Source organism: Halorussus salilacus (genome assembly GCF_024138125.1).
GTDB classification, from domain to species: domain Archaea; phylum Halobacteriota; class Halobacteria; order Halobacteriales; family Haladaptataceae; genus Halorussus; species Halorussus salilacus.
This window is the reverse complement of record NZ_CP099994.1, coordinates 10,837-32,348: the sequence shown is the minus strand read 5'-3', so window position 1 is coordinate 32,348 and position 21,512 is coordinate 10,837. Positions and strand designations below refer to the sequence as shown.

Below are 21,512 nucleotides of genomic sequence, written 5' to 3'. Positions count from 1 at the left end.
TGTCATCGAGCGCAGAATCCGGGTGCGGTCGCCTGCCGACTCACAAACCTACTTGCCGGACGACCGCGACGATGTCCCCATGACGGACTTCAAGGACCGACTCCGGGCGGGCGAGCCCGTGGTCGGCCACTGGCTCTCGATTGGCGACCCGACGGTCGCGGAACTCTGCGCCCGCGACGCCGACTTCGTGGTGATCGACACCGAACACGCACCGACCGGCCTCGAATCCGTGGCGAACGCGGCCCGGGCCGTCGAGGCGGCGGGCGATGCCGCGGCCCTCGCTCGCGTGGCGTGGAACGACCCGGTGCGCATCAAGCGCGTGCTGGACACCGGCGTTTCCGGTGTCCTCGTCCCGATGGTCGAGACCCCCGAGGAGGCCCGCGAGGCGGTCGAGGCGGTCCGGTATCCGCCCGAGGGCGTCCGGGGAATCGCGGGGTCGCGAGCCAACGACTACGGCCGGGACCTCGGCGAGGCGGTCGAGTCGGCGGGCGGCGACCTCGTGACCGTCGTGCAGGTCGAGACCGAGCGCGCGGTCGAGAACGCCGGAGCCATCGCGGCGGTCGAGGGCATCGACGCCCTGCTCGTCGGTCCCGCCGACCTCTCGGGGTCGCTGGGCGTCTTCGGCGAGTACGACTCCGAGCGGTTCGAGAGCGCGGTCTCGGCCGTCCTCGACGCCGCTCACGACCGCGATACCCCGGTCGGCACGCTGGCGACCGGCGACGACGACATCCGGCTGTGGGCCGACTACGGGTACGACTACCAGATAGTCGGCGTCGACGCGGGCTACATCGCGGCGGGCGTCGAGCGCGCGACCCGGACCTACGAGGACGAGATGGAATGACCCGACTCGTCTGCTACCGGTGCGGCGAGACCGCAGAGTTCCCCGACCGAAAGCGGTGCGACTGCGGCGAACCGCTCTGGTTCGACACCGACCCCGAGGGCTTCGAGTGGCCTGCGAGCCCGGCCTCCGGACGCTCCCCGTCGGAGCCCTCGTCGGGCGTCTGGCGCTACGCCGACCTCCTGCCGGTCGCGCCCCGGGACGGAGCGCCCTCCGGCGTCGCGTCGGCTTCGGGGGCCACGCCGCTGGTCCGGGCCGACCGCCTCGACGACTACGCCGGGTGTCGACTCTGGCTGAAGGACGAGAGCGAGAACCCCACGGGGAGCTTCAAGGACCGCGGGAGCGCGGTCGGCGCGGCGTGGGCCGCCGACGCCGACCGCGAGTGGGTCGGCACCGTCTCGCACGGCAACATGGCCATCAGCGTGGCGGCCCACGCCGCCGGACTCGGCACGGAGTGCGTCGTCCTCGTTCCCGACGACCTCCCGGCCGAGCGCCTCGCCGCCATCGCCCAGTACGACCCGCGAGTCCTGCGCGTGTCCGGCGACTACGGAACACTCTACTACGAGACGCTTGCGGCCGACTCGCCGGTCGAGTTCGTCAACAGCGACACGCCCCTCCGGGTCGCGGGCCAGAAGGCCACCGCGCTCGAAATCTGCGAGGCGTTCGTGCGCGGGGAGCGCGACTCGTCGCGCTCCCCGCGCACCGGGTCTGGGTCCTCCCCGGCCGACCCCGACGCGCCCGACGCCATCGTCCTGCCGGTCAGCAGCGGCGGCCACGCCAGCGCGGCGTGGAAGGCCCTGCGCGAACTCGACGCGGCGGGACTGCTCGACGCCGACGCCCTCCCACGACTCTACCTCGTGCAGGCGGCGGCCTGCGACCCCATCGCGCGGGCCTTCCGCGAGGGGAGCGAGGAGGTCGCGGCCACGACCGCCGGGGAAACCGTCGCTTACTCCATCGCCAACGCCGACCCGCCCAGCGGGACCCGGGCGCTCGCGGCGGCCCGCGCGACCGGCGGCGCGGTCGTCTCGGTCCCGGACGACGAGATTCTCGACGCGAAGGCCCGACTCGCCGAGGACGCTGGCTTCTGCGTCGAACCCGCCTCCGCGACGACGCTGGCGGGTATCCGCCAGCTGGTCGAGTCGGGTGACCTCGACGAATCCGACGAGGTCGTCGCGGTGCTGACCGGGACGGGCTTCCGCGAACTCGACGCCGGAGGTGTCGACGCGCCCGCGGTCGACCTCGCCGACCTGCCCGCGCGACTCCGGTCGCTCACGGGCTGAGTCGCGCGGGCGCTCGTGGGCTGACTCGCGTCGCGTCTCGCGTCGAGACGCGACGCGAGCCCTCGGAGTCGGCTACTCGTCGGCGAAGACGATCTCCTCGATTTCGCGGCGCTCGCCGTCCTCGTACTTGTAGACCGCCCCGTCCTCCTCGTCCTCGGCCGCGCGGTGGGACCCGTCGCAGAAGGGTCGCTCGTCTGAGAGCCCGCACATGCAGACCGCGACGTCGCCGTACTCGTCGTCGATGTCGCTCTCGTCGAGTCGGACCGGACCGGTCGCCTCGTGGGTGACTTCTCGGCTCACGTCCCGGACTACGGATTCGGGGGTCCTAACGCTGGCGTCGGCGACTCGCCCCGTTACCGTGCGGTTCGTTTTCGCGGGGGTCGCGGTCCGAGCGAATCCCCTGCCGACCCGCGACCATTGCAGACGAGCGCTTTCACAACGGAGGCATACTGACGCCGCTCTCGGGGCCCGAGCTCCCCGTGAGCTACAAATTACGTCCCGCCAGACGCGAACCCATGTGCGAAATCGACCGTCGTCCCGGTCGGCTTGCAACCGTTTCGAACGTCGAGTCCGTCACGGGAACGGCTTCGTTGTGCCGAGATTATTCCAAGGTCTTTTGACTAAATATTATGATAATAGAGAAAGCACTCAATAACTAACCGTCCGGACGGCCTCTTATCTCTCGTCGCAAACCGCGGCAACACATCCATGAAAGAACTATACGTACTACAGGCAGACGGCGGCGGACTGCTCGGGGACCTCCCGGGCTGGCTGGGAAACACGCTCTCGGAGATACTCACCGCGCTCCCCCGGCTCGTCGGTGCGCTACTCATCCTCGCCATCGGATGGGCCCTCGGCAAGGCCGTCGGCAAGGTCGTCGCCGGGGTCGCCGACAGGGCGGGCCTCGACCGCCGGGCGGGCGACACCCCGCTCGGTCGGATGATGGGCGACTCGCGCGACGCGATGTCGAACTTCCTCGGGACGGTGGGCGCGTGGTTCGTCTACGCGCTGGCCATCCTCGCGGCGGCCAACACGCTCGCGATTCCGGTCCTCTCGGAGTGGATCGCGACCGCGGTGTCGTACCTCCCGTCGTTCATCGCGGGCCTGCTCGTCATCGTCGGCGGATTCATCGTCGCCGACTTCATCGGCGACGCCATCAAGCGCACCCGCGCGGCGACCGAGTCGACGTACACCCAGTACTTCGGGTCTGGCGTGCAGGTGTTCCTGTACTTCACCGCCATCGTCATCGGTCTCGACACGATGGGCATCGCCGTGGACATCCTCTACGTCTTCGCCCGCGCGATGGCGTGGGGACTGGCCGCCGGAGTTGCGCTCGCCATCGGCATCGCGTTCGGCTGGGGCGGTCACGGCTTCGTCGCCGACAACCTCGGCCGCTGGAGCGGGAGCGCTCGAAACACCGCGTCCGACATGACCCCGCAGGGACAGGGCTCCCCGGCCGACGACGACTGAGACCGGACGAATCCGGCGAACGCCGGATTCGTCCGACCGTTTCGCCGAACCGGACTCACCGACCATCGCTTTTCTCGCGGTCGTACGCGCCGCCGCGCTCCAGTTCTCCCTTCTCGGCCAGCACCGCGGGCGTCCGACAGACCCCGCGTGCGCCCGTCACCTGCGGCACGGTGCAGTTGTTGCAGTTCTCGCAGACGACCTCGGCGGCGGCGACGGTACCGTCGCCACCGCCGAGTATCCTGGCCGGAAGCCGCGGTTCGGCGTAGAACGGACGCCCCATCCCGACCGCGTCGCAGGCGTCACCCAGCAGGCCGTCCATCCGCTCGCGCTCTCGAATCCCGCCTTCGAGCAGGACCGGAATCGAGACGCGCTCGCGGACCCGACGCGCCAAATCCGCGTTCCACGCGTGCTCGAAACCGTACTCGACCGCCTCGACGCGATTGAGCGCGGCGACCAGCGCGGCCCGCCACCGACTTCCGAACGCGGCGGCGTAGCCCTCGCGGAAGCGGTCGTCGCGCCACGCCGCCGCCGGGAACTCCCCGCGGACGATGCTCATGTCCCAGAAGGTCGAGGCCTTCACGGGCACGACGGCGTCGTAGCCGACCGATTCGAGGCGGGCGCAGATCTCGACGGCGTCCGCCGCGTCGAGTCTCGGGCCGACGAACGGCGGCGCTTCGGTCTCGGCCGGGACCTTCGCCATCAGGGGCACGTCGCCAGCCCGCGACCGAACCTCGTCGGCGACGACCTCCAGAAACCGGACGCCGTCGCCGAACTCGTCGTCCCGGCGGTTGTAGAACGGCGAGAGGAACTGCTGGACGATGCCCATGTTGGCCCCTGCGATGTGGACCCCGTCGTAGCCAGCCTCCGCGGCCCACTTCGCCGAGCGCCCGAAGTCGGCCGCGAGGTCGTACACCTCCGCGGTCGAGAGGACGCGGGGGTCGTAGCTCAGGAACCCCAGCCGGTCGAGGAGTCGCAGGGGCCACGGCGGGCGCGAGACCGCGAGCTGGCGCAGGTCGGGATGGGCCGCGCGGTACTCGGCGTGCCACGTCTCCATGCTCCGGAGGCCGCCGTGTTCGAGCTGGACGAAGATGCACCCGCCGTGGTCGTGAATCGCGTCGGTGAGCCGCGAGAGCCGCGAGACGAACTCGGGGTCGGCGACGCTGGTCATCCCCGGCGCGGCACAGCCGCCCTCCTCGCGGACGATGGTCGCGCCCTGACAGACCAACCCGGCCCCCGCGGCCGCGGCGGGTTCGAGTTCCCGAATCAGGGCGTCGACCGCGTCCGGGCCGTTGCCCGCGCATTCGAGGAGCGGCGCGCGGTAGAGCCGGTTCGGAATCCGCACACCGCCGATTTCGAAGGGGTCTTGGAGCGCTGGCACTCCCCGCCCGTACGACGGCCTCCGGGGAAAGCGTTGTCCCGAAAACGCGGCGGTCTCTGGTCTCTCTGGTTCCCCCCACCGACCACCCGGCGCGTGCTGGCGCGGCTTTGCTGTTTGAAGCCGCGCCGACACGCGCGAGGGATGAGTAGCGCAGGCGACGAGTGAAACGAGTCGCCGAGCAACGCAGTCGGCTGGGGAGGCTCGTGGCCTGCGGTCGCGGTGCGGTTGCGGTCTTCATAGGTGACGGCAGTAGCTAGTCGCTTATCATTTTCATTCGGAGCAAAACCCTGGTTCCTCCTCTCCTCTCCTGTCCTGTCCTGTCCTGTCCTGTCCTGTCCTGTCCTGTCCTGTCCTGTCCTGTCCTGTCCTGTCCTGTCCTGTCCTGTCCTGTCCTGTCCTGTCCTCTCCTGTCCTCTCCTCTCCTCTCCTCTCCTCTCCTCTCCTCTCCTCTCCTCTCCTCTCCTCTCCTCTCCTCTCCTCTCCTCTCCTCTCCTCTCCTCTCCTCTCCTCTCCTCTCCTCTCCTCTCCTCTCCTCTCCTCTCCTCTCCTCTCCTCTCCTCTCCTCTCCTCTCCTCTCCTCTCCTCTCCTCTCCTCTCCCGTGCCACGTTCGCCCGCCATCCCCAGCCCCCTCCGCTCCTCCCCTTCCGCCCACGTTTAAGTTCCCGTTCGTCCTTTTTACACGCATGACGGTCTACGAGACGGACGTGCCCGGCGTCGGCCGGAAGTTCGAGTACGAACTCGGCGGCGAGGACCGCCTCGTGGTGCTCATCCACCACGACGGCAAGCGAGAGGTGTTCCGCCGTCCCTCGGCCGACGCCGACGGCACGAAGCTGTTCGAACTCTCCGACAAGCAGGCCCGGGAGTTCGGCACGATTCTGGAGGGCGCGTACTTCCAGCCGGTCGACCTCGACCGCGTGGAGGTCCCGCTGGGCGAGTCCATCATCGAGTGGACCGAACTCCCCGAGGGGTCGCCCCTCGACGGCGAGAGCCTCCGGGAGGCCGACCTCCGCCAGCGGACCGGCGTGTCGGTGATGGCGGTCCAGCGCGGCGAGGAGACTCTCGCCAACCCCGAATCCGACTTCGAACTGACGGCGGGCGACATCCTCGTGACGATTGGGACTCGCGACGAGCAGGGAGAGTTCGACGACCTCATCTCCGGCTAAGATGGCCGAGCAAGTCCTCGTCGAGGTGGGAATCGCGCTCACCGCGCTCGCGGTCGGCGGCGCGCTCGCCGCCCGCGCGAACCAGTCGGTCATCCCCGTCTACATCCTCGTGGGCATCCTCGTGGGGCCGAACCCGCCCACCGAGGTGGGTCCCGTCTCGCTGACGCTCGTGGAGAACCGCGAGTTCATCGACGTGCTCGCGGAGCTCGGCGTGGTGTTCCTCCTCTTTTTCCTCGGGCTGGAGTTCAGCCTCGAACGCCTCGTCGAAGGGTGGGACCGACTGGTCGGCATCGGCACCGTCGACTTCGTCGCCAACTTCGGCGCGGGGGTCGCGCTCGGTCTCGCGTTCGGCTTCTCGCCGGTCGAGACGCTGTTCGTCGCGGGCGTGGTCTACATCTCCTCCAGCGCGGTCATCACCAAGTCGCTCATCGACCGCGGGTGGATCGCCAACCCCGAGAGCGAGGCCATCCTCGGGACGCTCGTCTTCGAGGACATCCTCATCGCGGTCTACCTCGCCGTCCTGTCGGCGGTCGCGCTCGGTAGCGGGGGCGTAGAGGAGGCCGCGACCTCGGTCGCGGCCTCGTTCGCGTTCCTCGGCGCGCTCACCCTGATCGCGTGGTACGGTACCGAGTACGTCGAGCGCCTGTTTTCCGCCGACTCGGACGAGCTGTTCATGCTCCGCGTGGTCGGGGTCACGACCCTCGTCGCGGGCGCGGCGCTCCTCGCGGGCGCGAGCGAGGCGGTCGCGGCCTTCTTCGTCGGCACGGCGTTCAGTAGCACCGACCACGTCCACCGAATCGAGGACGCGGTCTCGCCCGTCCGCGACCTGTTCGCGGCCGTCTTCTTCCTCTCCATCGGTCTCGGCACCGACGTGACCCTCCTCCCGGAGGTCGCGGGCTTGCTTCTCGCCGCGGTCGTCGTGACCACGCTCACCAAACTCGCCAGCGGTACCGCCGGTGGATTCCTCTACGGACTCAACCGCAGGCGGGCGATTCGCGTCGGCGTCGGCCTCGTCCCGCGCGGGGAGTTCTCGCTCATCATCGCGGCGCTCGCGACCAGCGTCGGCACCGGTGCGCTCGGGACGACCATCCCGGCGTTCGCGGTCGGCTACGTGCTCGTGATGAGCATTCTCGGGACGGTCCTGATGGGGTACGCCGACTCGCTGACGGCGTACGCCGGTGAGTCGGGACCGTCCCTGCGGTGAGCGGCGTTTACGGAGACGAAAACGGATTCGAAAACGGATGTGGGACCTCGGCTCACTGATTTTCGAGGGCGTCGAGGATGCATGCGGCGGCGACCACCGCCTCCTTCGGGACGGCGCTCGCGTCGTCGATGGTGACCGAATAGGCGTCCCGGAGCGAGAACTTCCCGTCGATGTCGCCGACGTGGTTCCCGTCGGCGTCGAATATCTCGTACTTGTTCGGGGCGAGGTTCGCGACGCTCACGAGGTGGCGGAGAGCCGATAAGAACTTGCTCTTCGACCGGATGGTCGCCAGGGCCTCTCCCGTTTCGGGGTCCCGAATCGTCCAGTTCTCGACGAACAGCGAGAAGTCCTCGTCGAGAACGACGACCTCCTCGCCGGTGCCCGCGTCCGTGATGGTGTAGTTCCCGGCCACGTCCAAGATACCGCCAGCTTTCACGGTGAACGCCTCTCGGTCGTCGCCCGTGACGAACGGGAACTCCTCTTTCATCTTGAAGAGCTTCTGCTTGCCGCGCAGGACCACGTCGCCGCGACTGTCGCGGACGGCGTACTTGTTCCGTATCATCGACTGCTTGACCTCGTAGCGGTCGTCGTCGAGGTCGAGCGTCGAGATGTTGTATCTGTCCGATGTCGAATCGAACGGGGAGGGCTCTGCCATGACTGGGCGGTGTGTCTCGTCCCGGCAAAAGTCTTCTGCTCGGTTCGAGGCGTGTCCGAACGCTCCGGTGAAATCCTCCGAGACGATAGCGAAACGGTAGTCGGTCGTCGTCGATTGCGAGTCTATCGGTTGGCGGCTTTCTTGCGAATGGGTAGCGGCTTCGGTAAATGGAGTGGTGTCATATAGGTAGACCTATAATTTCTGGCATGAGCCGGTGGGGAGGACGAATTCCTGAGATGAGTTGGCAACTACTTCTACTAATCTTTGTGATCGTCTTACTCATCGTCGTAGCCTATGCTTTGGGGGGACCGCTCCGCGGCGAAATCGAGCAAGGGAGGCCGGTCGAACTGCTCCTGAACAATTCGGCGAACCACACTCAGACGTTCGAAGTCTGGGTCACTGACCCTCGCGACACGCTGACGGTTCGATTGAATGATAGTCGTACGTCGAATACCACAGTCGGGCCGGGACTGGGTGGCTCTTCCTCCGGTGAGCATTATTATTATACCGCGATTGAGCTACCGGAGTCAGCTCAACTGCACGGTCGATTCACGGTCGGTCCCGGCAACGAGACCCGGAGTTCTATCGAGGAGTTTCCCCGTAGCTATGCAGTAGTCGTCGTGGTGTATCAAGATGACAAAAGCGGCGAGTACGTGACCGCCAATTGTGGCGGGACTCTCGTCGGTCTCGAAGTCCACACCCGCCCGAGCAAGTTTACTGATGCGTGGGCGGGGTACGCATGTGGGTAGGAATAACTGGACGCGCTCTCCGTTCCACGACGACCGCCTTTTTGCCTCCCATCTCAGACTGAGTCGGCTGTGTCGTCCGTCTACAATCCGTTTACGCGACGAGTCGCCTGTGGCGACTCGTCGAATAAAACGTCGATGAAAAAGGCCGCGCTCGCTCCGCTCGCGCTCACTTCCACTTGATGGAACACCCGCGCGAGGGCATGAACTCGAGGTCCACGTCCTCGCCCGCCAGCACCGAATCGATGGCATCGTCGACGTACACCTCGCTCGCCTCGTCGTCGGGGTTGAGCGCGTCGTCCAACCGGCCGTGGTACGCCAGCGTGAAGGTGTCGCCGCCGTTTCGCAGGAGGAAGGGGTCGGGCGTGCAGACAGCGCCGTAGGCCTCGGCGACCTCCTGGGTCTCGTCGCGGAGGTAGGCGTCGTACCGGATGGTGCCGTCCTCGACCAACTCGACCATCCGCTCGAACGAGTCGTCGGGGTACTCCTCGTCGTCGTTGGGGTTGATTCCGACGACCGCGGCGTCGTCGTACTCCTCGGCGAGGTCGTTCAGCAGGTCGAACTTCGCCTGCGCGTACGGGCAGTGGTTACAGGTGAACACCAGCAGGACTGCCTCGTAGTCGGCGAAGTCGGCGAGGGTGTGGGTCTCGCCGTCGGTGCCCCGCAGTTCGAAGTTCGGTACCGGGTCGCCCCGCTCCAGTTCGGCCTCGGACTCTTTCATCACCATGCGCGGGGATTGGATGTCGAGCGAGAAATAGATTGTCCGTCGGTCGGGTCACTCCGTCTCGTTCGCCGCGCCGTCGTACCACTCGGGTCGCTCGACGGTCGTCTCGCCCACGTCCGAGAACCGGATGCGTTCGGTGACTCGAACAGTCTCGCCGTCGATTTCGGTCTCGTATCGGAGGGTGTACTCGCGGACGAACGCCGACTCGGGGCCGTCGGTCTCGACCACCGCGTCGAGGGTGGCGTTCCGGACCTCGGTGCCGTCCGCGAGGAAGTCGGCGTGCGCGAGGTCGCTCGCGGTCACGCGGTAGCGCTCCGGGGCGGTCGCGTTCTCCTCGTCGAGTTCCTCGACGCGCTCGTTCTCGAAGGCGCTGAAGACCGTCAGCAGGTCGTCGTCGGCCGTCAGGTCGCCGACCAGAAGCTCGCGCGGCTCGGTGGGTTCGGAGTCCGGACCGAGTTGGCGGATGTACGTCATCGTCCCGTTTCTCTCGCGGGCGCTGAATACGTGCGTCCCGTTCGCCCACAACTCTCCCTCATTGTTGGCTCCGGTCACCCAATTCGGCAGGGTCGTGTTCTCGATGAGCCGGTAGCGCGTCCGGTTCGCGGCGGTGCGGGTCGTCCGGGTCGACTCGTTTCGGACCGTCCCGTTCGCGTATCGCTCGACGCGGTGGTTGCTGATGGTCAGCGACTCGTCGCCGAGTCGCTCCTGGTGTGCGTTCGAGAGCGCGAGCGGTTCCTCGACGCCGTCCTCGGAGAGGCCGGGCGCGAGCGCGGTAGCGTCGCCGTCCTCGTCGGTCGTCTCTTCGGCCGTCGTCCCCTCCGCGGTCGTCTCCTCGGCTTCCGTCGACTCTTCGGCCGTCGTCTGCTCCTCGGTCGCGGTCGTCTCCGTCGTCGTCGCGTCGTCACCCGACTGCGGCGCGAACCCGCTACAGCCAGCGGTCGCGACGAGCAAGGCGAGGGCTACGGCGTGGAGGGCGGAGCGGCGCATACCTCGGAATTTGCCGGAATCCCTGATAAGCTTTCGGGTGTCCGTAGTCCAACACTTCGCGGCGAACGCCGGGGTCGACGGAGTGATGGAGGGCCGGGCGATGGAGACGGCGGGAACGTCCCAGCGCGGCGGTCAGCGCGCGACGGCGTCGAGTCCCTCGGGCGGTTCGCCGGGGAGTTCGTCGCGGTCGTGAGGCTCCTCGAAGTCGAGATCGGGACCCGCCGGGACGATTCCCTTCGGATTCAGGTCGGTGTGGCTGCGGTAGTAGTGCTCCGTGATGTGGTCGAGGTGGACGGTCTCGGCGACGCCCTCGGTCTGGTAGAGGTCCCGGAGGTAGGGCCAGAGGTTCTCGTAGTCCGATATCTGGCGGACGTTGCACTTGAAGTGGGTGTGGTACACCGCGTCGAATCGGACGAGCGTGGTGAACATCGCCACGTCGGCCTCGGTGAGGACCGGCCCGGCGAGGTAGCGCCGGTCGGCCAGCAGGTCGTCGTAGCGGTCGAGCGCGTCGAACAGTTCGCCCACGGCGCGCTCGTAGGCCGCCTGATTCCCGGCGAATCCCGCCCGATACACGCCGTTGTTGATGGGGTCGTAGATGTCCTCGATGCGGTCGTCGACCTCCTCGCGGTAGCCCTCGGGGTAGAGGGTCACGTCGCGCTCGGCGCTCGCGGTATCACCGCTCGCATCCGAGGCGCGTCGCGCCTCGCCCGTGCCGAACCCGGTATCCAGCATCCGCATGATCTCCTTCGACTCGTTGTTGACGACGGTCTCGCGCTCGGTGTCCCAGAGCACCGGGACGGTCACGCGCCCGGTGAACTCGGGGTCGGCCTTCGTGTACACCTCCCGGAGGTAGTCGAAACCGTTGACGCGGTCCTCGGTACACCCCTCCTTCTCGGGTGTGAACTCCCAGCCGTCGTTCACGCGGTGGGGGTCGACGACCGACACCGAAATCGCGTCCTCCAGTCCCTTCAGGCTCCGGACGAGGAGGGTTCGGTGGGCCCACGGACAGGCGTACGAGACGTAGAGGTGGTATCGCCCCGCCTCGGCGGGGAACTCGGCGTCGGGGTCGTCCTCGATTCGACTCCGGAACGAGGTCTCCTGACGGTCGAACTCCCCTTCCTCGTCGGTGCTTTCGTAGTCGTCGACTCGCCACTCCCCGTCCACGAGCATGTTCATGACGGGTCGTACGTCTTGCTCGCCTAAAGGCCCGGTCCCTGCGGCGAGTCCGACCGCGACCCGCCGACGCGGTGCGTCGGCGGGTCGCCCGCTGGCCGTCTTTTTCGGGGTCACGTCTGTCGATTCGTTCGGGCGTCACGTCTGTCGATTCGTTCCGGCGTCACGTCTGTCGATTCGTTCCGGCGTCCGTCACCGCGTGACGGACGCCGGAACGACGCCCGTCTCGCCCGGCCTACCGCTCGCCTCGGACGAAACTGTTCGCCAGTTCGGCCTCGGCGCGCCGGAGCCGGTACGACAGCGTCGAGCGCGGCGTGTCGAGTTCCTCGGCGAGCTCTCCGACCGTTATCTCGCGGGGCGTCTCGTAGTAGCCGCGCTCGACCGCCGCCCGCATCGTCTCGTACTGGGCGTAGGGTAGCGCCGGGCGACCGCTGTACGCCCCGAGCCACCCCGACTCGTCGGTGACCTGCCGGAGGTCGAGGCTCACGTCGTCGCCGCTGGCGGCCTGCAGGGCGTCGTACAGCCGCCCGAGCCCCGCGTCGTCCGGCAGGAGGACCCGCCACTCGTATCTCGCCTCGCGGCGCTCGGTGGCGAACAACACCCCCGGCCCGAGGTGGTCCAGCGCGAGGTGAGGGATGGACCCACAGCCGTCGGTCCTCGCCCACGAGGCGAACAGGACGCGACTCGTCGGGTCGCGGTGGAGCAGCTCGAATCGGAACTCGGCCCCGGGGCCCTCGACGCCGAGGCAGTCGACCGCGCGGCCGCGGGACTCGAACGCGGCGGTCGCCGCCTCCAACCCGGCTGTCGGTCCGACGAGGCGGTCGACCCGCCAGAAGTGGTCTGGGGTGACGTTACACGACAGCGAGTGAGCGTACAGGTCGGGGTCCTCGCGGAAGGCGTCAGAGACCGGGTCGGCCCCCGGTTCGTGTTCGAGAGCGAACGCGAACGCGCGCATACCCTCCGTTCGACACGCGGGGAGTTAGGGACCACGGTGAGGAGAGGTTCGGTTCGAACCGAACCTCTCCCCACCGTGACGGAATTCGGCGCACGCCAACCGAGAATCCACATGGCTCTCTACCGATGGGACGAACATGGTCGAAGTCGGCTTACTCGCGACGACGGTCGTCATGGGAGTCCTGCTGGTCCTCGTCGCCGCGTTCATCATGAACTTCGAGAACTGGCGGTCGTACGCGCCGCTCGCCGGGGGAGGGACGTTCGGAGACGCCGAACCGGTCGCCCACGAGGAGAAGCCCGGCGGTCTCGTCCGGTGGCTCACCACGGTCGACCACAAGGACATCGGGCTGATGTACGGGCTGTACGGACTGACCGCGTTCGCGTTCGGCGGCATCGCGATTATCCTGATGCGGACCGAGCTCATGACGCCCGAGGAAGCCATCATCGGGGCGAACTTCTACAACTCGCTTCTCACCACTCACGGCATCACGATGCTGTTCCTGTTCGGGACGCCCATCATCGCGGCGTTCGGGAACTACTTCATCCCGTTGCTCATCGGGGCCAACGACATGGCGTTCCCCCGCATCAACGCCATCGCGTTCTGGCTCCTTCCCCCTGCCGCGGTCCTCATCTGGATCGGCTTCCCGCTGGCGGCGGCTGGCGTCCTCGACCCGCCCCAGACCAGCTGGACGATGTACACGCCGCTGTCGGCCGAGCAACCGCACGGCGGCGTGGACCTGATGTTGCTGGGACTGCACCTGTCTGGCGTCTCGGCGACGATGGGGGCGATAAACTTCATCGCGACCATCTTCACCGAGCGCGGCGAGAACGTCGGCTGGGAGGAACTCGACATCTTCTCGTGGACGATGCTGACCCAGTCGGGCATCATTCTCTTCGCGTTCCCCCTGCTCGGGAGCGCCCTCATCATGCTCCTGCTCGACCGCAACTTCGGAACCACCTTCTTCGCCGTCGAGGGCGGTAGCCCGATGCTGTGGCAGCACCTGTTCTGGTTCTTCGGCCACCCCGAGGTGTACATCCTCGTCCTCCCGCCGATGGGACTGGTCAGCCTGATTCTGCCCAGATTCTCCGGCCGGAAGCTGTTCGGGTTCAAGTTCGTCGTCTACTCGACGCTCGCCATCGGCGTCCTGAGCTTCGGCGTCTGGGCTCACCACATGTTCTCGACGGGCATGGACCCGCGGCTCCGCGCGTCGTTCATGGCGGTCTCCCTCGCCATCGCCGTCCCCTCGGCGGTCAAGACGTTCAACTGGATCACCACCATGTGGAACGGTCGGCTCAGGCTCACCGCGCCGATGCTGTTCTCCATCGGGTTCGTCCAGAACTTCATCATCGGCGGCGTCACCGGCGTCTTCCTCGCGTCGGTTCCGGTCAATCTGGTCGTCCACGACACCTACTACGTCGTGGGTCACTTCCACTTCATCGTGATGGGTGCCATCGCAGTCGCCGGATTCGCGGGCATCTACTACTGGTTCCCGCTGTACACCGGTCGGATGTACCAGCAGACGCTCGCGAAGATTCACTTCTGGACCACCATGGTCGGGACGAACCTCGTGTTCTTCGCGCTCCTCCTGCTGGGATACGACGGGATGCCCCGGCGGTACGCCACCTACCTCCCGCAGTTTCAGGACCTCCACCTCATCGCGGGCATCGGGACGTTCGTCCTCGCGTTCGGCCAGTTCGTGTTCGTCTGGAACCTCGTGACCTCGTGGCTCGAAGGCCCGCGCGTCGAGTCGGGCGACCCGTGGGACCTCGAAGGCGACGGCCTCAAGACCAGAGAGTGGGCGTGGTTCGAGCGCAAGCGCGAGCAGGCCATCGCCACCGACGGCGGCGAGGCGAGCGACCCGGAGGGCGACGACTCGGGAGCGGACTCGGACCCGGAGTCGGACCGCGAGTAGCTACTCCACCTGCGCGAACGGGCCGACTCCGTCGACCGGAATCACCGAGTAGTCGACCGTGAGGGTGTCCTGAGTTGCCCGAATCTTCCCGACGAAGGTCGAGATGTCCTCCAGCGTGCCTTCGAGGATGAAAAGCTCCATGCAGTAGTGGTCGCCGACGTGGTTGTGGACGTTCGAGGCGACCAGTCCCTCGTACTCGTGGCGGAGGTGCATCATCCGCTCCTCGACGGTGGTGTCCTCGTAGCTGAACAGTACCGTCACCACGCCCATCAGGTCGCGGTCTTCGAGTTTCCTGTCCTCGAACTCGCCGAGGAGGTTGCGCGCGGCCTCCCGGAACACCTCGCTGCGGCCGGTGTAGCCGTGCTCGTCGGCGAAGTCGTCCACCCGGTCGAGGAGCTCGTCCGGCATCGAGATACTGACGACGGTCATGTATTAACGAACGCCGGATTAGATAATAGGTCTTATTATTCGAGGGGCGTTCACAGCCACGGAGTTGGTAACTCTGCCCGCGACCGGACCGGGGCTCACAGGCGCTCGATGCACTCGCGCATGAACGTGGTCAGTTGGCGGGCCACGTCGGGTTCGAGGGTCACGACGACGCCGCGTTCTTGGGTGAGCGGGAAGTGCATCACGACGGCCTCCTCGAACGACCGGACGGTCCCGTCGAGGTCGCCGTACGGGAACGACCGCACCTCCCGCGGCCGCGACTCGGACCGGAGGTGGGTCACCATCCGCTCTACCTCCGAGTCGAGCGTCTCGCGTTCGAGGCCCGGACGGACGTACAGTACCTCGTACCCGTCGGCGTCGTACCGACCCACGCCGCGGAGGCACTCCCCGGTACGCTCGCGGAGGAACCGAATCAGGCCTTCGTCGCGGTCCATGCGACCCGATGGTGTCGGTATCTCAATAACTTTACGGCGGGCGCGGATGACAACCCTTTTGTTTAGGTCAGCCTAAAAACTGCCGATGCCCGCTACCGAGCCGACCCGCGACGCCGACGACGCGCCGGTCGTCCGCGCCCACGAGACCGCACCCGGACGCGCGGTGTTCGCCGAAGAGGGAAACGACGACGGCTGGATCTCGACCGACCTGTTCGTCGAGCCGACGCGTTGACCCCCGCGAGGGGGCGTCTGAGGCCGCGAGCGAGAGTCGCCGTCTGTCCAGTCCGACCCGCTCGGGCCCACCACGTAAGTGCGTTGCTCGCGTCGTCTCGCACATGGCCCCAGACCCCGGTTCTCCGAACACCGAGGACATCGACGAGGTGATACGGCAGGTGGGCAGATTCTCCCGGTTCGTCAGGGCGGGACTCGGCGTGATCGCCGCGGCGTTCGTCCTCGCGGTCGTCGGACTGCTCCCCGATAACCTCGATTCGGTGTCGAGCGCGGTCGACGCCGTGCTCTTGCCGCTCATCTTCGTCGGCATGGGGCTGTTGCTGTACGGCATCGGGATGCACCTCCACCTCATGCACCTCAATCTCGTGAAGCAACTGCGCAAGAGCCCGGATTCGGAGTCGCCGACGGTCGACGACGAGTCGGAGTCCTGAGGCGTCTCGGGGTTCGAGCGCCCGGAGTCCCGGTTCACTGCTCCTGCTCGGGCGTCGTGAAGGGGAGCGTCGCCGCGGTCCGCTGGGCCACCGTCGCTGTCCTGAGGATGAACGCCACGAGGAGCGCGAGCGGGGCGAATCCGACGGTCGCCACCACCGGAATCCAGAGGTTCGCGTTCTCCGTCGGGAGCGTCCCCGAACCGCCCGCGGTGAACGAGAGGAGCGCGGCCGCGGAGAACGCCTCCGCCGGGACTCCAGCGTACATCAGCACGCGCGACAGCGACGAGAGTTCGTCCTGCAGGTACACCCCTTTGAAGTACTGGCGCGCCAGGTCTACGTTCCGGAGGCCGTCGATGAGGTCGTCGAGACCGCCCATCGAGTCCTCGGAGAGGTCTTCGCCGTACTTCGTACGAATCCGGCGCGCCTCGTTTATCTGCTCGGCGTAGTTGGTCGCAAGCGTCACCGACACCAACCCGAAGGTGCCAGCCCCGGAGTCGTCGCCGAGCAGTCGGTCCACCCGGTCCATCTGGCCGGTACGCGATTCACCTCTATGAACTAGCCTCTGAGATGCCGTTTCTAGTGAATCGGTCTCCGCACTGGCGACATGCTGGCAGTGTGTAATTATATTGTTGCCTAAATCAATACAATTATGGCACAAGTTATGCCATCGTATCGTATGAACCGCCGAAGGTTACTTGCGAGCCTGTCCGCGCTGACCGGGAGTTTGGTCGCAGGGTGTACGAGCCAAGACGGCGATGGCGGTGGCTCGACTACTACGGCGTTCTCTACCACTACCGATTTGACGGAGACGACGACCGAGGAGACGACCGAAGAGACCGAGACGACCGAGGAAACGACCGAAGAGACCGAGACGACAGAGGAGACGACCACCGAGACCACCGACCCGTCCGAGGAGTTCGTGTCGGTCGCCGACACCGTCTTCTCCGAACTGGAGTGGGTCGTCGAAGACATGGACGACGTGAAGGCGGAGTACGATGAGCGAAAGGAGCAGTTGTTCGACGAGTATCACGTGAAACCTCCGGAGAACCCGTACGACGACGAGGAATGGGTCATGAACTGCGAGGAGATCGACGAGATGTCTCTGGAGTTCGTCGAGGGCTTCCAGAACGGAATCGACGAACTCGACGAGTTCGTCGTCGAGGAGGTCGGCCCACACTACGACCCCGAAGGCTACGACAGTTGGGACAAGATCCGGAACCAACAGCGAGAGGGCCGCAAGAACGCCCCCGAGAAGATGCGCGAGTACGGGGAGTTCGGCGACTGCGAGAAGGTCAGCGAGCACGTGAACCAGTTCCTCGTGAACGAGACCTTCGGTGGGCTCTCGCCGAACTTCCTCGAAATCGGAGAGATGAACTGGCAGTACGTGAAGATGAAACACGAGGACGGCAAGCGGTACAACCAGCGGGCCGGAACCGCGCTCGGACAGTTCCTCTACACCGTTGACTTCCCCGCGTTCGACCTTCGGGTCTCCGATAACCACGACGACCCGACGGTAATCCGCGACCGATTCGCCGGAATCCCCGAGGACGACGGCGAGCACCTGTGGGTCGAGTACCGGACCGACCCCGTGGAGTACGCCCACTTCCGCCGATACGACGACGAATCGACGGCAGGGCGGGCCTACGAGGCGCTCCTCGACGAGCTCTCGACCGACGGCCAGCACACCGATGGCTCCTCGGTGGGGCCACTGGACAAAGTCGCGTGGCAGAACGCCGACGGGAGCGTCAGGTACGGACTCGCCAAACAAGGGGGTCGGTACGCGGTCTTCTTCAGGCCCCGAGAGAAGATCTGGTCCGAACAGGAGTTCTCGGGCGGCTGGGCCTTCCGGTAGCGGCCTCGTCGTGTCCCAGACGGGCGAAGTGACGGTACGTGCCGTCGGATGCAGTGACGCTACTGGTCGCCGGGCGCGGTGACCGCCTCGGCGTCGCGCTCGGTCACCCGGACGCCCTTCGCCGAGAGGTGGCGCATGCGCTGGCGGGCGAAGTCCTCCTCGGTGGTACCCAGGGTGGCGAGCACGTACATCCGGGCGTTCCCCGTCGGGCGCATGGTCCGTCCGGCGCGCTGAGCGCCCTGTCGCCGGGACCCGCCGAGCCCCGACGCCACGATGGCGAGTTCGGCGTCGGGCAGGTCGATGCCCTCGTCGCCGACCCGCGAGACCACGAGGGTGTCGCGCTCGCCCGTCTTGAACTCCTGCAGGAGGAGTTCCCGGCGGGCGTGGCGCATCTCGCCGCTGACGAACGGAACGCCGAGTTCATCCGCGATGGCCTCGCCCTGGTCTAAGTACTCCACGAATATCAGCGCCTTCGAGGTCGGATGCTCGGCGAGCAGGTGGCGGATTTCGCGGATCTTCGCGGGATTGGACGCCGCGATTTGTCTGCGCTCGTGGCCGTGGGCGCTCCCGTACTCGTTTCGGTAGGTCTCTTCGTCCCACGGGACGTACCGTATCTGGACCTCCGGTTCCTGGACGTACCCGGCCTCGAAGAGGGCGTCCCAGTCGGTTCCGATGGGCGGCCCGATGAGGGTGAAGATGTCCTCCTCGCGGTCGTCTTCCCGGACTGGCGTGGCAGAGTTGTGACAAAAGAGGTGATTACCGAGGAAATTCTCGTCTTCGGTCGAGAGATCGTACACGTATTCCTCCGATTCGACCTGCGTTACCGAGTCGATTTCTAACATCCCAACGTCCGCGTCGGCCAACCAATCGTATTCGTCGGCTTCCGCTCTCTCGACAATCGTGGTCACCTCGTCATCGTTCAGCCGACTTCGTTGCGACAGCCCAGATTCTATGACCGACAGGCTCTCCGATTTATACCGGTCAGCTCGTGGAATCCGTTCTATGGAGTCGTACGATTGTTTCAGTTCCTCGGTAAACGGAACCATGCCGTTCCGTGACTGTTTCTCGCGGTTTTTGGGATTGAAACGGACGAGGTTGTTCGTCACAACGTCATGTTCTCTTTCCCTCACTGCGACTTCGGAATTCCTTCGGTAGTTTCCGCCGACGTATCCAAGTGAGCCGAGGATGAAGTTCAAGCCCTGAGCGAGAACGTCGCTGGAGGTCGAGATTATACTCATCTCTCGATTTCTGCTCCGTTTTTGGAGGTGTCCATCGCCGAGAACCACGCCCTCCACGAAGGGTTCGTAGGCCGACGGATTCGACAGTACAATTTCTGGAATGGATTTCTCCCGTGCACCGTTCGAGAGACCAATATTCTCGAAAATACGCGCTAGTGGACCGCTAATCCGAACCGTCGTACAGTTCTCTCCGTTCGAAATAGTATTGATGCTCGCCTCCGGATGGAGGGAGCGAACGAGTCGCTTGAACTCCTCGACTTCGGATTTCGATTCCGCGTCCGTTGCGTAGAACTCGACTCTGTGTTCGTCTAACGCTCCGTCCGCGACGAAGAGTCCGACTAAACGCGCAAAATCCGCTATCGGGACCCGTGGCGGAATGTATTTCTCTCGCTGACGAACATACACTCCTTTTATATATTTCCGGTCAATTCCGATGTCTCGCGCTACGTGAAGCGGCAGATTCCCTCTGCTTTTCCAGTTGTAGCGGTCTTTCGAACTTCCGATGTCACGCTCGTAGAGCGGTTCGTATACCGAGTCTGGCGTGTCATCCTCGGTCAGGACGTACCCCTCGTCCAACAAGCGCAGTACATCGACCGAATCTTTGCCACCTTCCGTTGCACCAGCGGTCGGTTGCAAGAGATAGTCGTCTCGGGTCAGGTCGCGCGGTTTTTTGCTGACGATTTCACCCTCTCGTCCGTCGAATACCATGAGGGAGTGGTCTTCCGTTATGCTCACTTTCCGACCGTTCTTCGCTCGGACTTCGTACATCTCTTCCCCGTGAGAGTGACGCATTACGGCATTGACCTCGGTCCATCTCACGTTTCCGTCGTCAGTTACACTGAGCGTTTCTATACCCTCCGTCTCGGCGATACCGGCTTCTTCGCCGAGATGCTCGGTTGCGAAGTCCTCGATTCGCTCCAACGAGATGGACTCCCCGCGTTTGAACGGAACGATGGTATCTCCGTCTACGGACAATCCCAACCGATGCTTGCTCTGGAGGTCGGCCGACCGCCGGAACACCTTGCTCGGGATGTGCTGGCACTCGTCGTAGACGATGAGCCCCCACTCGCGCTCGTCGAACAGCATCCGGTGGCGGTCCATCCCGGCGGTCTGGTAGGTCGCGACCGTGACCGGGCGAATCTGCTTCGTGCCGCCGTGGTACTCGCCGACCTGCTCGTCGGTGAGGGTGGTGTGTGCGAGCAGTTCGTCGCGCCACTGGGTGGCGAGTTCCCTGCTCGGCACCAGGATGAGGGTCTCGCCGCCCACCGCGTCGAGGACGCCCATCCCGGCGACGGTCTTGCCCGACCCGGGCGGTCCGACCAGCACGCCCGACCGCTTCTCGACGAACTCCGCGACCCACTCGCGCTGGTAGGGCCGCAGGTCGAGGTTCAGGCTCACGTCGAGGGGGTCGCCGGTCTCGAGGTCGCGGTCGTCCTGCACCGGGTACCCGGCCTCGTAGAGGATTCGCTTGACCTCCGCGACGGCCTCCTCGGCGACCCAGCTCTCGGTGTCCGAGATGGGGGCGCGCAGCTGTCCGTCGTCGAGCTTCTGGCGCGCGACGTTGCCCATCAGGTCCTCGCTCGCGGCTTCGAGCACGACGTAGCCGTCCTCGTGGGTCCGGAGGGTGAACCGGTGGGCGCGCTTCCACTGGCCTTCGAGCCACTCTTCGAGGTGGGGCGACCGTTCGGGCAACACGTCCCGAACCGTCCCGAGCAGACTCTCGAAGTCGTCGTGAGGCGCGCCCCACACGTCCTCTTGGCGAATCTCGTACATGTAGCCGCCGTCGCGGGTGGTGTCCACGAGGTGGGCGAACTGCGAGAGTTGCGCGCGGGTGAACTGGGTGGGCTGGTCGACCACGAGCTCGCGCCGCTTGGGGAACACCACCACGCGCTCGCGGTCGGCGAGCGCGGCCCAGTCGGTCGGGTACCAGACCACGGGGTCGTTCGACACGTCCAAGCGCTCGACGCCCTCGCCCGAGGCGAGGGCGTCGAGCGCCGCGTCGGTCTCGGCCTGCGAGCGGTCGAGCGCGCGCGAGACCTCCTCGGCGGTCACGACCGGCCTGCCGTACTCCTCGACCGCGTCGTGGAACGCCTCCACGTCCAGCGCGTCGTCCTCTGCGGCGTCGCGCTCGGTCGCGTCTCGGTCTGCATCGTCTGCGGCGTCTCTCTGGGCGTCGCCTCCGTGCGCCCCCTCGCGGTCGGCCCGCTCGCCGTCGGTCGGGTCCGAGTCGTTCGGAACCGCGTCGTCCTCGCTGTCGGTCACTGATTCGGGATACGGGCGGCACGGCCAAACGGCTTGCGTTCCGATTTCCGGATTCTTGCATTTCCGACACTCGGCCACAAGATTTATTCATGGAAGCTGACAATCAGGGTAAGGTTTGAATAGTGCGAGTT

General features: G+C 66.0%; 21 protein-coding genes. 9 read left to right on the top strand and 12 right to left on the bottom strand.

What is annotated here, in order from left to right; translation table 11 throughout:
- The first annotated feature begins 79 nt into the window (after positions 1-79).
- Together NGM10_RS15785 and NGM10_RS15780 are read left to right on the top strand one after the other, a co-directional pair.
- Positions 80-841, top strand: coding sequence for an HpcH/HpaI aldolase family protein (locus NGM10_RS15785; RefSeq protein ID WP_253484377.1), 762 nt, complete (start codon positions 80-82; stop codon positions 839-841).
- The gene (locus NGM10_RS15780; protein WP_253484375.1) at positions 838-2,118 is read left to right on the top strand and encodes a threonine synthase; all 1,281 of its coding nucleotides are present in this window, start codon (positions 838-840) and stop codon (positions 2,116-2,118) included. The genes NGM10_RS15785 and NGM10_RS15780 overlap by 4 nt, the downstream gene beginning before the upstream one ends.
- Positions 2,119-2,190: 72 nt before the next feature.
- Here the strand turns inward: NGM10_RS15780 and NGM10_RS15775 are convergent, their stop codons facing one another.
- Positions 2,191-2,418 (bottom strand): CDGSH iron-sulfur domain-containing protein, encoded by a 228-nt coding sequence (locus NGM10_RS15775; protein ID WP_253484362.1) that lies wholly within the window; start codon positions 2,416-2,418, stop codon positions 2,191-2,193.
- A gap of 408 nt (positions 2,419-2,826) precedes the next feature.
- Between NGM10_RS15775 and NGM10_RS15770 the strand changes: the two genes are divergently transcribed.
- A complete protein-coding gene (locus NGM10_RS15770; RefSeq protein ID WP_253484359.1) occupies positions 2,827-3,588 on the top strand; it encodes a mechanosensitive ion channel family protein in 762 nt (253 codons plus the stop codon).
- 55 nt (positions 3,589-3,643) lie between these two features.
- On the opposite strand, the gene NGM10_RS15765 is transcribed toward NGM10_RS15770, so the two are convergent.
- Both NGM10_RS15765 and NGM10_RS15760 read right to left on the bottom strand, forming a co-directional pair.
- Positions 3,644-4,966 carry an oxidoreductase gene (locus NGM10_RS15765; RefSeq protein WP_253484356.1) on the bottom strand — a complete coding sequence of 441 codons (1,323 nt, stop codon included), beginning with the start codon at positions 4,964-4,966 and terminating at the stop codon, positions 3,644-3,646.
- A gap of 253 nt (positions 4,967-5,219) precedes the next feature.
- Positions 5,220-5,585 carry a hypothetical protein gene (locus NGM10_RS15760; protein ID WP_253484354.1) on the bottom strand — a complete coding sequence of 122 codons (366 nt, stop codon included), beginning with the start codon at positions 5,583-5,585 and terminating at the stop codon, positions 5,220-5,222.
- Between the two features lie 65 nt (positions 5,586-5,650).
- On the opposite strand from NGM10_RS15760, the gene NGM10_RS15755 reads away from it, so the two are divergent.
- Positions 5,651-6,130, top strand: coding sequence for a cation:proton antiporter regulatory subunit (locus NGM10_RS15755; protein ID WP_253484351.1), 480 nt, complete (start codon positions 5,651-5,653; stop codon positions 6,128-6,130).
- Position 6,131: 1 nt separating this feature from the next.
- The gene (locus NGM10_RS15750; RefSeq protein ID WP_253484348.1) at positions 6,132-7,334 is read left to right on the top strand and encodes a cation:proton antiporter; all 1,203 of its coding nucleotides are present in this window, start codon (positions 6,132-6,134) and stop codon (positions 7,332-7,334) included.
- A 52-nt stretch (positions 7,335-7,386) separates the two neighbouring features.
- Here NGM10_RS15750 and NGM10_RS15745 read toward each other — a convergent pair whose 3' ends face one another.
- The 5 genes from NGM10_RS15745 to NGM10_RS15725 all read right to left on the bottom strand — a co-directional run bounded on the left by NGM10_RS15745 (position 7,387) and on the right by NGM10_RS15725 (position 12,574).
- Positions 7,387-7,989, bottom strand: coding sequence for an LURP-one-related family protein (locus NGM10_RS15745; protein WP_253484346.1), 603 nt, complete (start codon positions 7,987-7,989; stop codon positions 7,387-7,389).
- Between the two features lie 915 nt (positions 7,990-8,904).
- A complete protein-coding gene (locus NGM10_RS15740) occupies positions 8,905-9,462 on the bottom strand; it encodes a thioredoxin family protein (RefSeq protein WP_253484344.1) in 558 nt (185 codons plus the stop codon).
- Positions 9,463-9,510: 48 nt separating this feature from the next.
- Complete coding sequence (locus NGM10_RS15735) at positions 9,511-10,446, bottom strand: hypothetical protein (RefSeq protein ID WP_253484341.1); 936 nt, start codon at positions 10,444-10,446, stop codon at positions 9,511-9,513.
- A 132-nt stretch (positions 10,447-10,578) separates the two neighbouring features.
- Positions 10,579-11,622 carry a glutathione S-transferase family protein gene (locus NGM10_RS15730; RefSeq protein ID WP_253484339.1) on the bottom strand — a complete coding sequence of 348 codons (1,044 nt, stop codon included), beginning with the start codon at positions 11,620-11,622 and terminating at the stop codon, positions 10,579-10,581.
- 232 nt (positions 11,623-11,854) lie between these two features.
- The gene (locus tag NGM10_RS15725; RefSeq protein WP_253484336.1) at positions 11,855-12,574 is read right to left on the bottom strand and encodes a helix-turn-helix domain-containing protein; all 720 of its coding nucleotides are present in this window, start codon (positions 12,572-12,574) and stop codon (positions 11,855-11,857) included.
- A gap of 172 nt (positions 12,575-12,746) precedes the next feature.
- On the opposite strand from NGM10_RS15725, the gene NGM10_RS15720 reads away from it, so the two are divergent.
- The gene (locus NGM10_RS15720) at positions 12,747-14,486 is read left to right on the top strand and encodes a cbb3-type cytochrome c oxidase subunit I (RefSeq protein WP_253484729.1); all 1,740 of its coding nucleotides are present in this window, start codon (positions 12,747-12,749) and stop codon (positions 14,484-14,486) included.
- Here NGM10_RS15720 and NGM10_RS15715 read toward each other — a convergent pair whose 3' ends face one another.
- The gene (locus NGM10_RS15715; RefSeq protein ID WP_253484333.1) at positions 14,487-14,915 is read right to left on the bottom strand and encodes a CopG family ribbon-helix-helix protein; all 429 of its coding nucleotides are present in this window, start codon (positions 14,913-14,915) and stop codon (positions 14,487-14,489) included.
- A 95-nt stretch (positions 14,916-15,010) separates the two neighbouring features.
- Positions 15,011-15,367 carry a DUF7522 family protein gene (locus tag NGM10_RS15710; protein WP_253484331.1) on the bottom strand — a complete coding sequence of 119 codons (357 nt, stop codon included), beginning with the start codon at positions 15,365-15,367 and terminating at the stop codon, positions 15,011-15,013.
- Between the two features lie 85 nt (positions 15,368-15,452).
- Here NGM10_RS15710 and NGM10_RS15705 point away from each other — a divergent pair, with 85 nt between their 5' ends.
- The gene (locus tag NGM10_RS15705; RefSeq protein WP_253484329.1) at positions 15,453-15,599 is read left to right on the top strand and encodes a hypothetical protein; all 147 of its coding nucleotides are present in this window, start codon (positions 15,453-15,455) and stop codon (positions 15,597-15,599) included.
- Positions 15,600-15,702: 103 nt separating this feature from the next.
- Positions 15,703-16,029 carry a hypothetical protein gene (locus NGM10_RS15700; RefSeq protein WP_253484327.1) on the top strand — a complete coding sequence of 109 codons (327 nt, stop codon included), beginning with the start codon at positions 15,703-15,705 and terminating at the stop codon, positions 16,027-16,029.
- A gap of 34 nt (positions 16,030-16,063) precedes the next feature.
- Here NGM10_RS15700 and NGM10_RS15695 read toward each other — a convergent pair whose 3' ends face one another.
- The gene (locus NGM10_RS15695) at positions 16,064-16,555 is read right to left on the bottom strand and encodes a DUF7972 family membrane protein (RefSeq protein ID WP_253484326.1); all 492 of its coding nucleotides are present in this window, start codon (positions 16,553-16,555) and stop codon (positions 16,064-16,066) included.
- Between the two features lie 273 nt (positions 16,556-16,828).
- Between NGM10_RS15695 and NGM10_RS15690 the strand changes: the two genes are divergently transcribed.
- Positions 16,829-17,881: a hypothetical protein gene (locus NGM10_RS15690; RefSeq protein WP_253484324.1), complete on the top strand. Its 1,053-nt coding sequence runs from the start codon at positions 16,829-16,831 to the stop codon at positions 17,879-17,881.
- A gap of 59 nt (positions 17,882-17,940) precedes the next feature.
- On the opposite strand, the gene NGM10_RS15685 is transcribed toward NGM10_RS15690, so the two are convergent.
- Entirely contained in the window at positions 17,941-21,381 is a 3,441-nt protein-coding gene (locus tag NGM10_RS15685) for a DEAD/DEAH box helicase family protein (RefSeq protein WP_438267174.1), read from the bottom strand.
- Between the last annotated feature and the right edge of the window lie 131 nt (positions 21,382-21,512).

Bases quoted from the DNA above. Each gene is read 5' to 3' on its own strand.
- NGM10_RS15715 (WP_253484333.1), bottom strand. From the start codon at position 14,915: ATGACCGTCGTCAGTATCTCGATGCCGGACGAGCTCCTCGACCGGGTG.
- NGM10_RS15700 (WP_253484327.1), top strand. From the start codon at position 15,703: ATGGCCCCAGACCCCGGTTCTCCGAACACCGAGGACATCGACGAGGTG.
- NGM10_RS15760 (WP_253484354.1), bottom strand. From the start codon at position 5,585: ATGGCGGGCGAACGTGGCACGGGAGAGGAGAGGAGAGGAGAGGAGAGG.
- NGM10_RS15750 (WP_253484348.1), top strand. From the start codon at position 6,132: ATGGCCGAGCAAGTCCTCGTCGAGGTGGGAATCGCGCTCACCGCGCTC.
- NGM10_RS15735 (WP_253484341.1), bottom strand. From the start codon at position 10,446: ATGCGCCGCTCCGCCCTCCACGCCGTAGCCCTCGCCTTGCTCGTCGCG.
- NGM10_RS15740 (WP_253484344.1), bottom strand. From the start codon at position 9,462: ATGGTGATGAAAGAGTCCGAGGCCGAACTGGAGCGGGGCGACCCGGTA.
- NGM10_RS15730 (WP_253484339.1), bottom strand. From the start codon at position 11,622: ATGAACATGCTCGTGGACGGGGAGTGGCGAGTCGACGACTACGAAAGC.
- NGM10_RS15770 (WP_253484359.1), top strand. From the start codon at position 2,827: ATGAAAGAACTATACGTACTACAGGCAGACGGCGGCGGACTGCTCGGG.
- NGM10_RS15755 (WP_253484351.1), top strand. From the start codon at position 5,651: ATGACGGTCTACGAGACGGACGTGCCCGGCGTCGGCCGGAAGTTCGAG.
- NGM10_RS15725 (WP_253484336.1), bottom strand. From the start codon at position 12,574: ATGCGCGCGTTCGCGTTCGCTCTCGAACACGAACCGGGGGCCGACCCG.
- NGM10_RS15785 (WP_253484377.1), top strand. From the start codon at position 80: ATGACGGACTTCAAGGACCGACTCCGGGCGGGCGAGCCCGTGGTCGGC.
- NGM10_RS15720 (WP_253484729.1), top strand. From the start codon at position 12,747: ATGGGAGTCCTGCTGGTCCTCGTCGCCGCGTTCATCATGAACTTCGAG.
- NGM10_RS15745 (WP_253484346.1), bottom strand. From the start codon at position 7,989: ATGGCAGAGCCCTCCCCGTTCGATTCGACATCGGACAGATACAACATC.
- NGM10_RS15780 (WP_253484375.1), top strand. From the start codon at position 838: ATGACCCGACTCGTCTGCTACCGGTGCGGCGAGACCGCAGAGTTCCCC.
- NGM10_RS15705 (WP_253484329.1), top strand. From the start codon at position 15,453: ATGCCCGCTACCGAGCCGACCCGCGACGCCGACGACGCGCCGGTCGTC.
- NGM10_RS15710 (WP_253484331.1), bottom strand. From the start codon at position 15,367: ATGGACCGCGACGAAGGCCTGATTCGGTTCCTCCGCGAGCGTACCGGG.
- NGM10_RS15695 (WP_253484326.1), bottom strand. From the start codon at position 16,555: ATGGACCGGGTGGACCGACTGCTCGGCGACGACTCCGGGGCTGGCACC.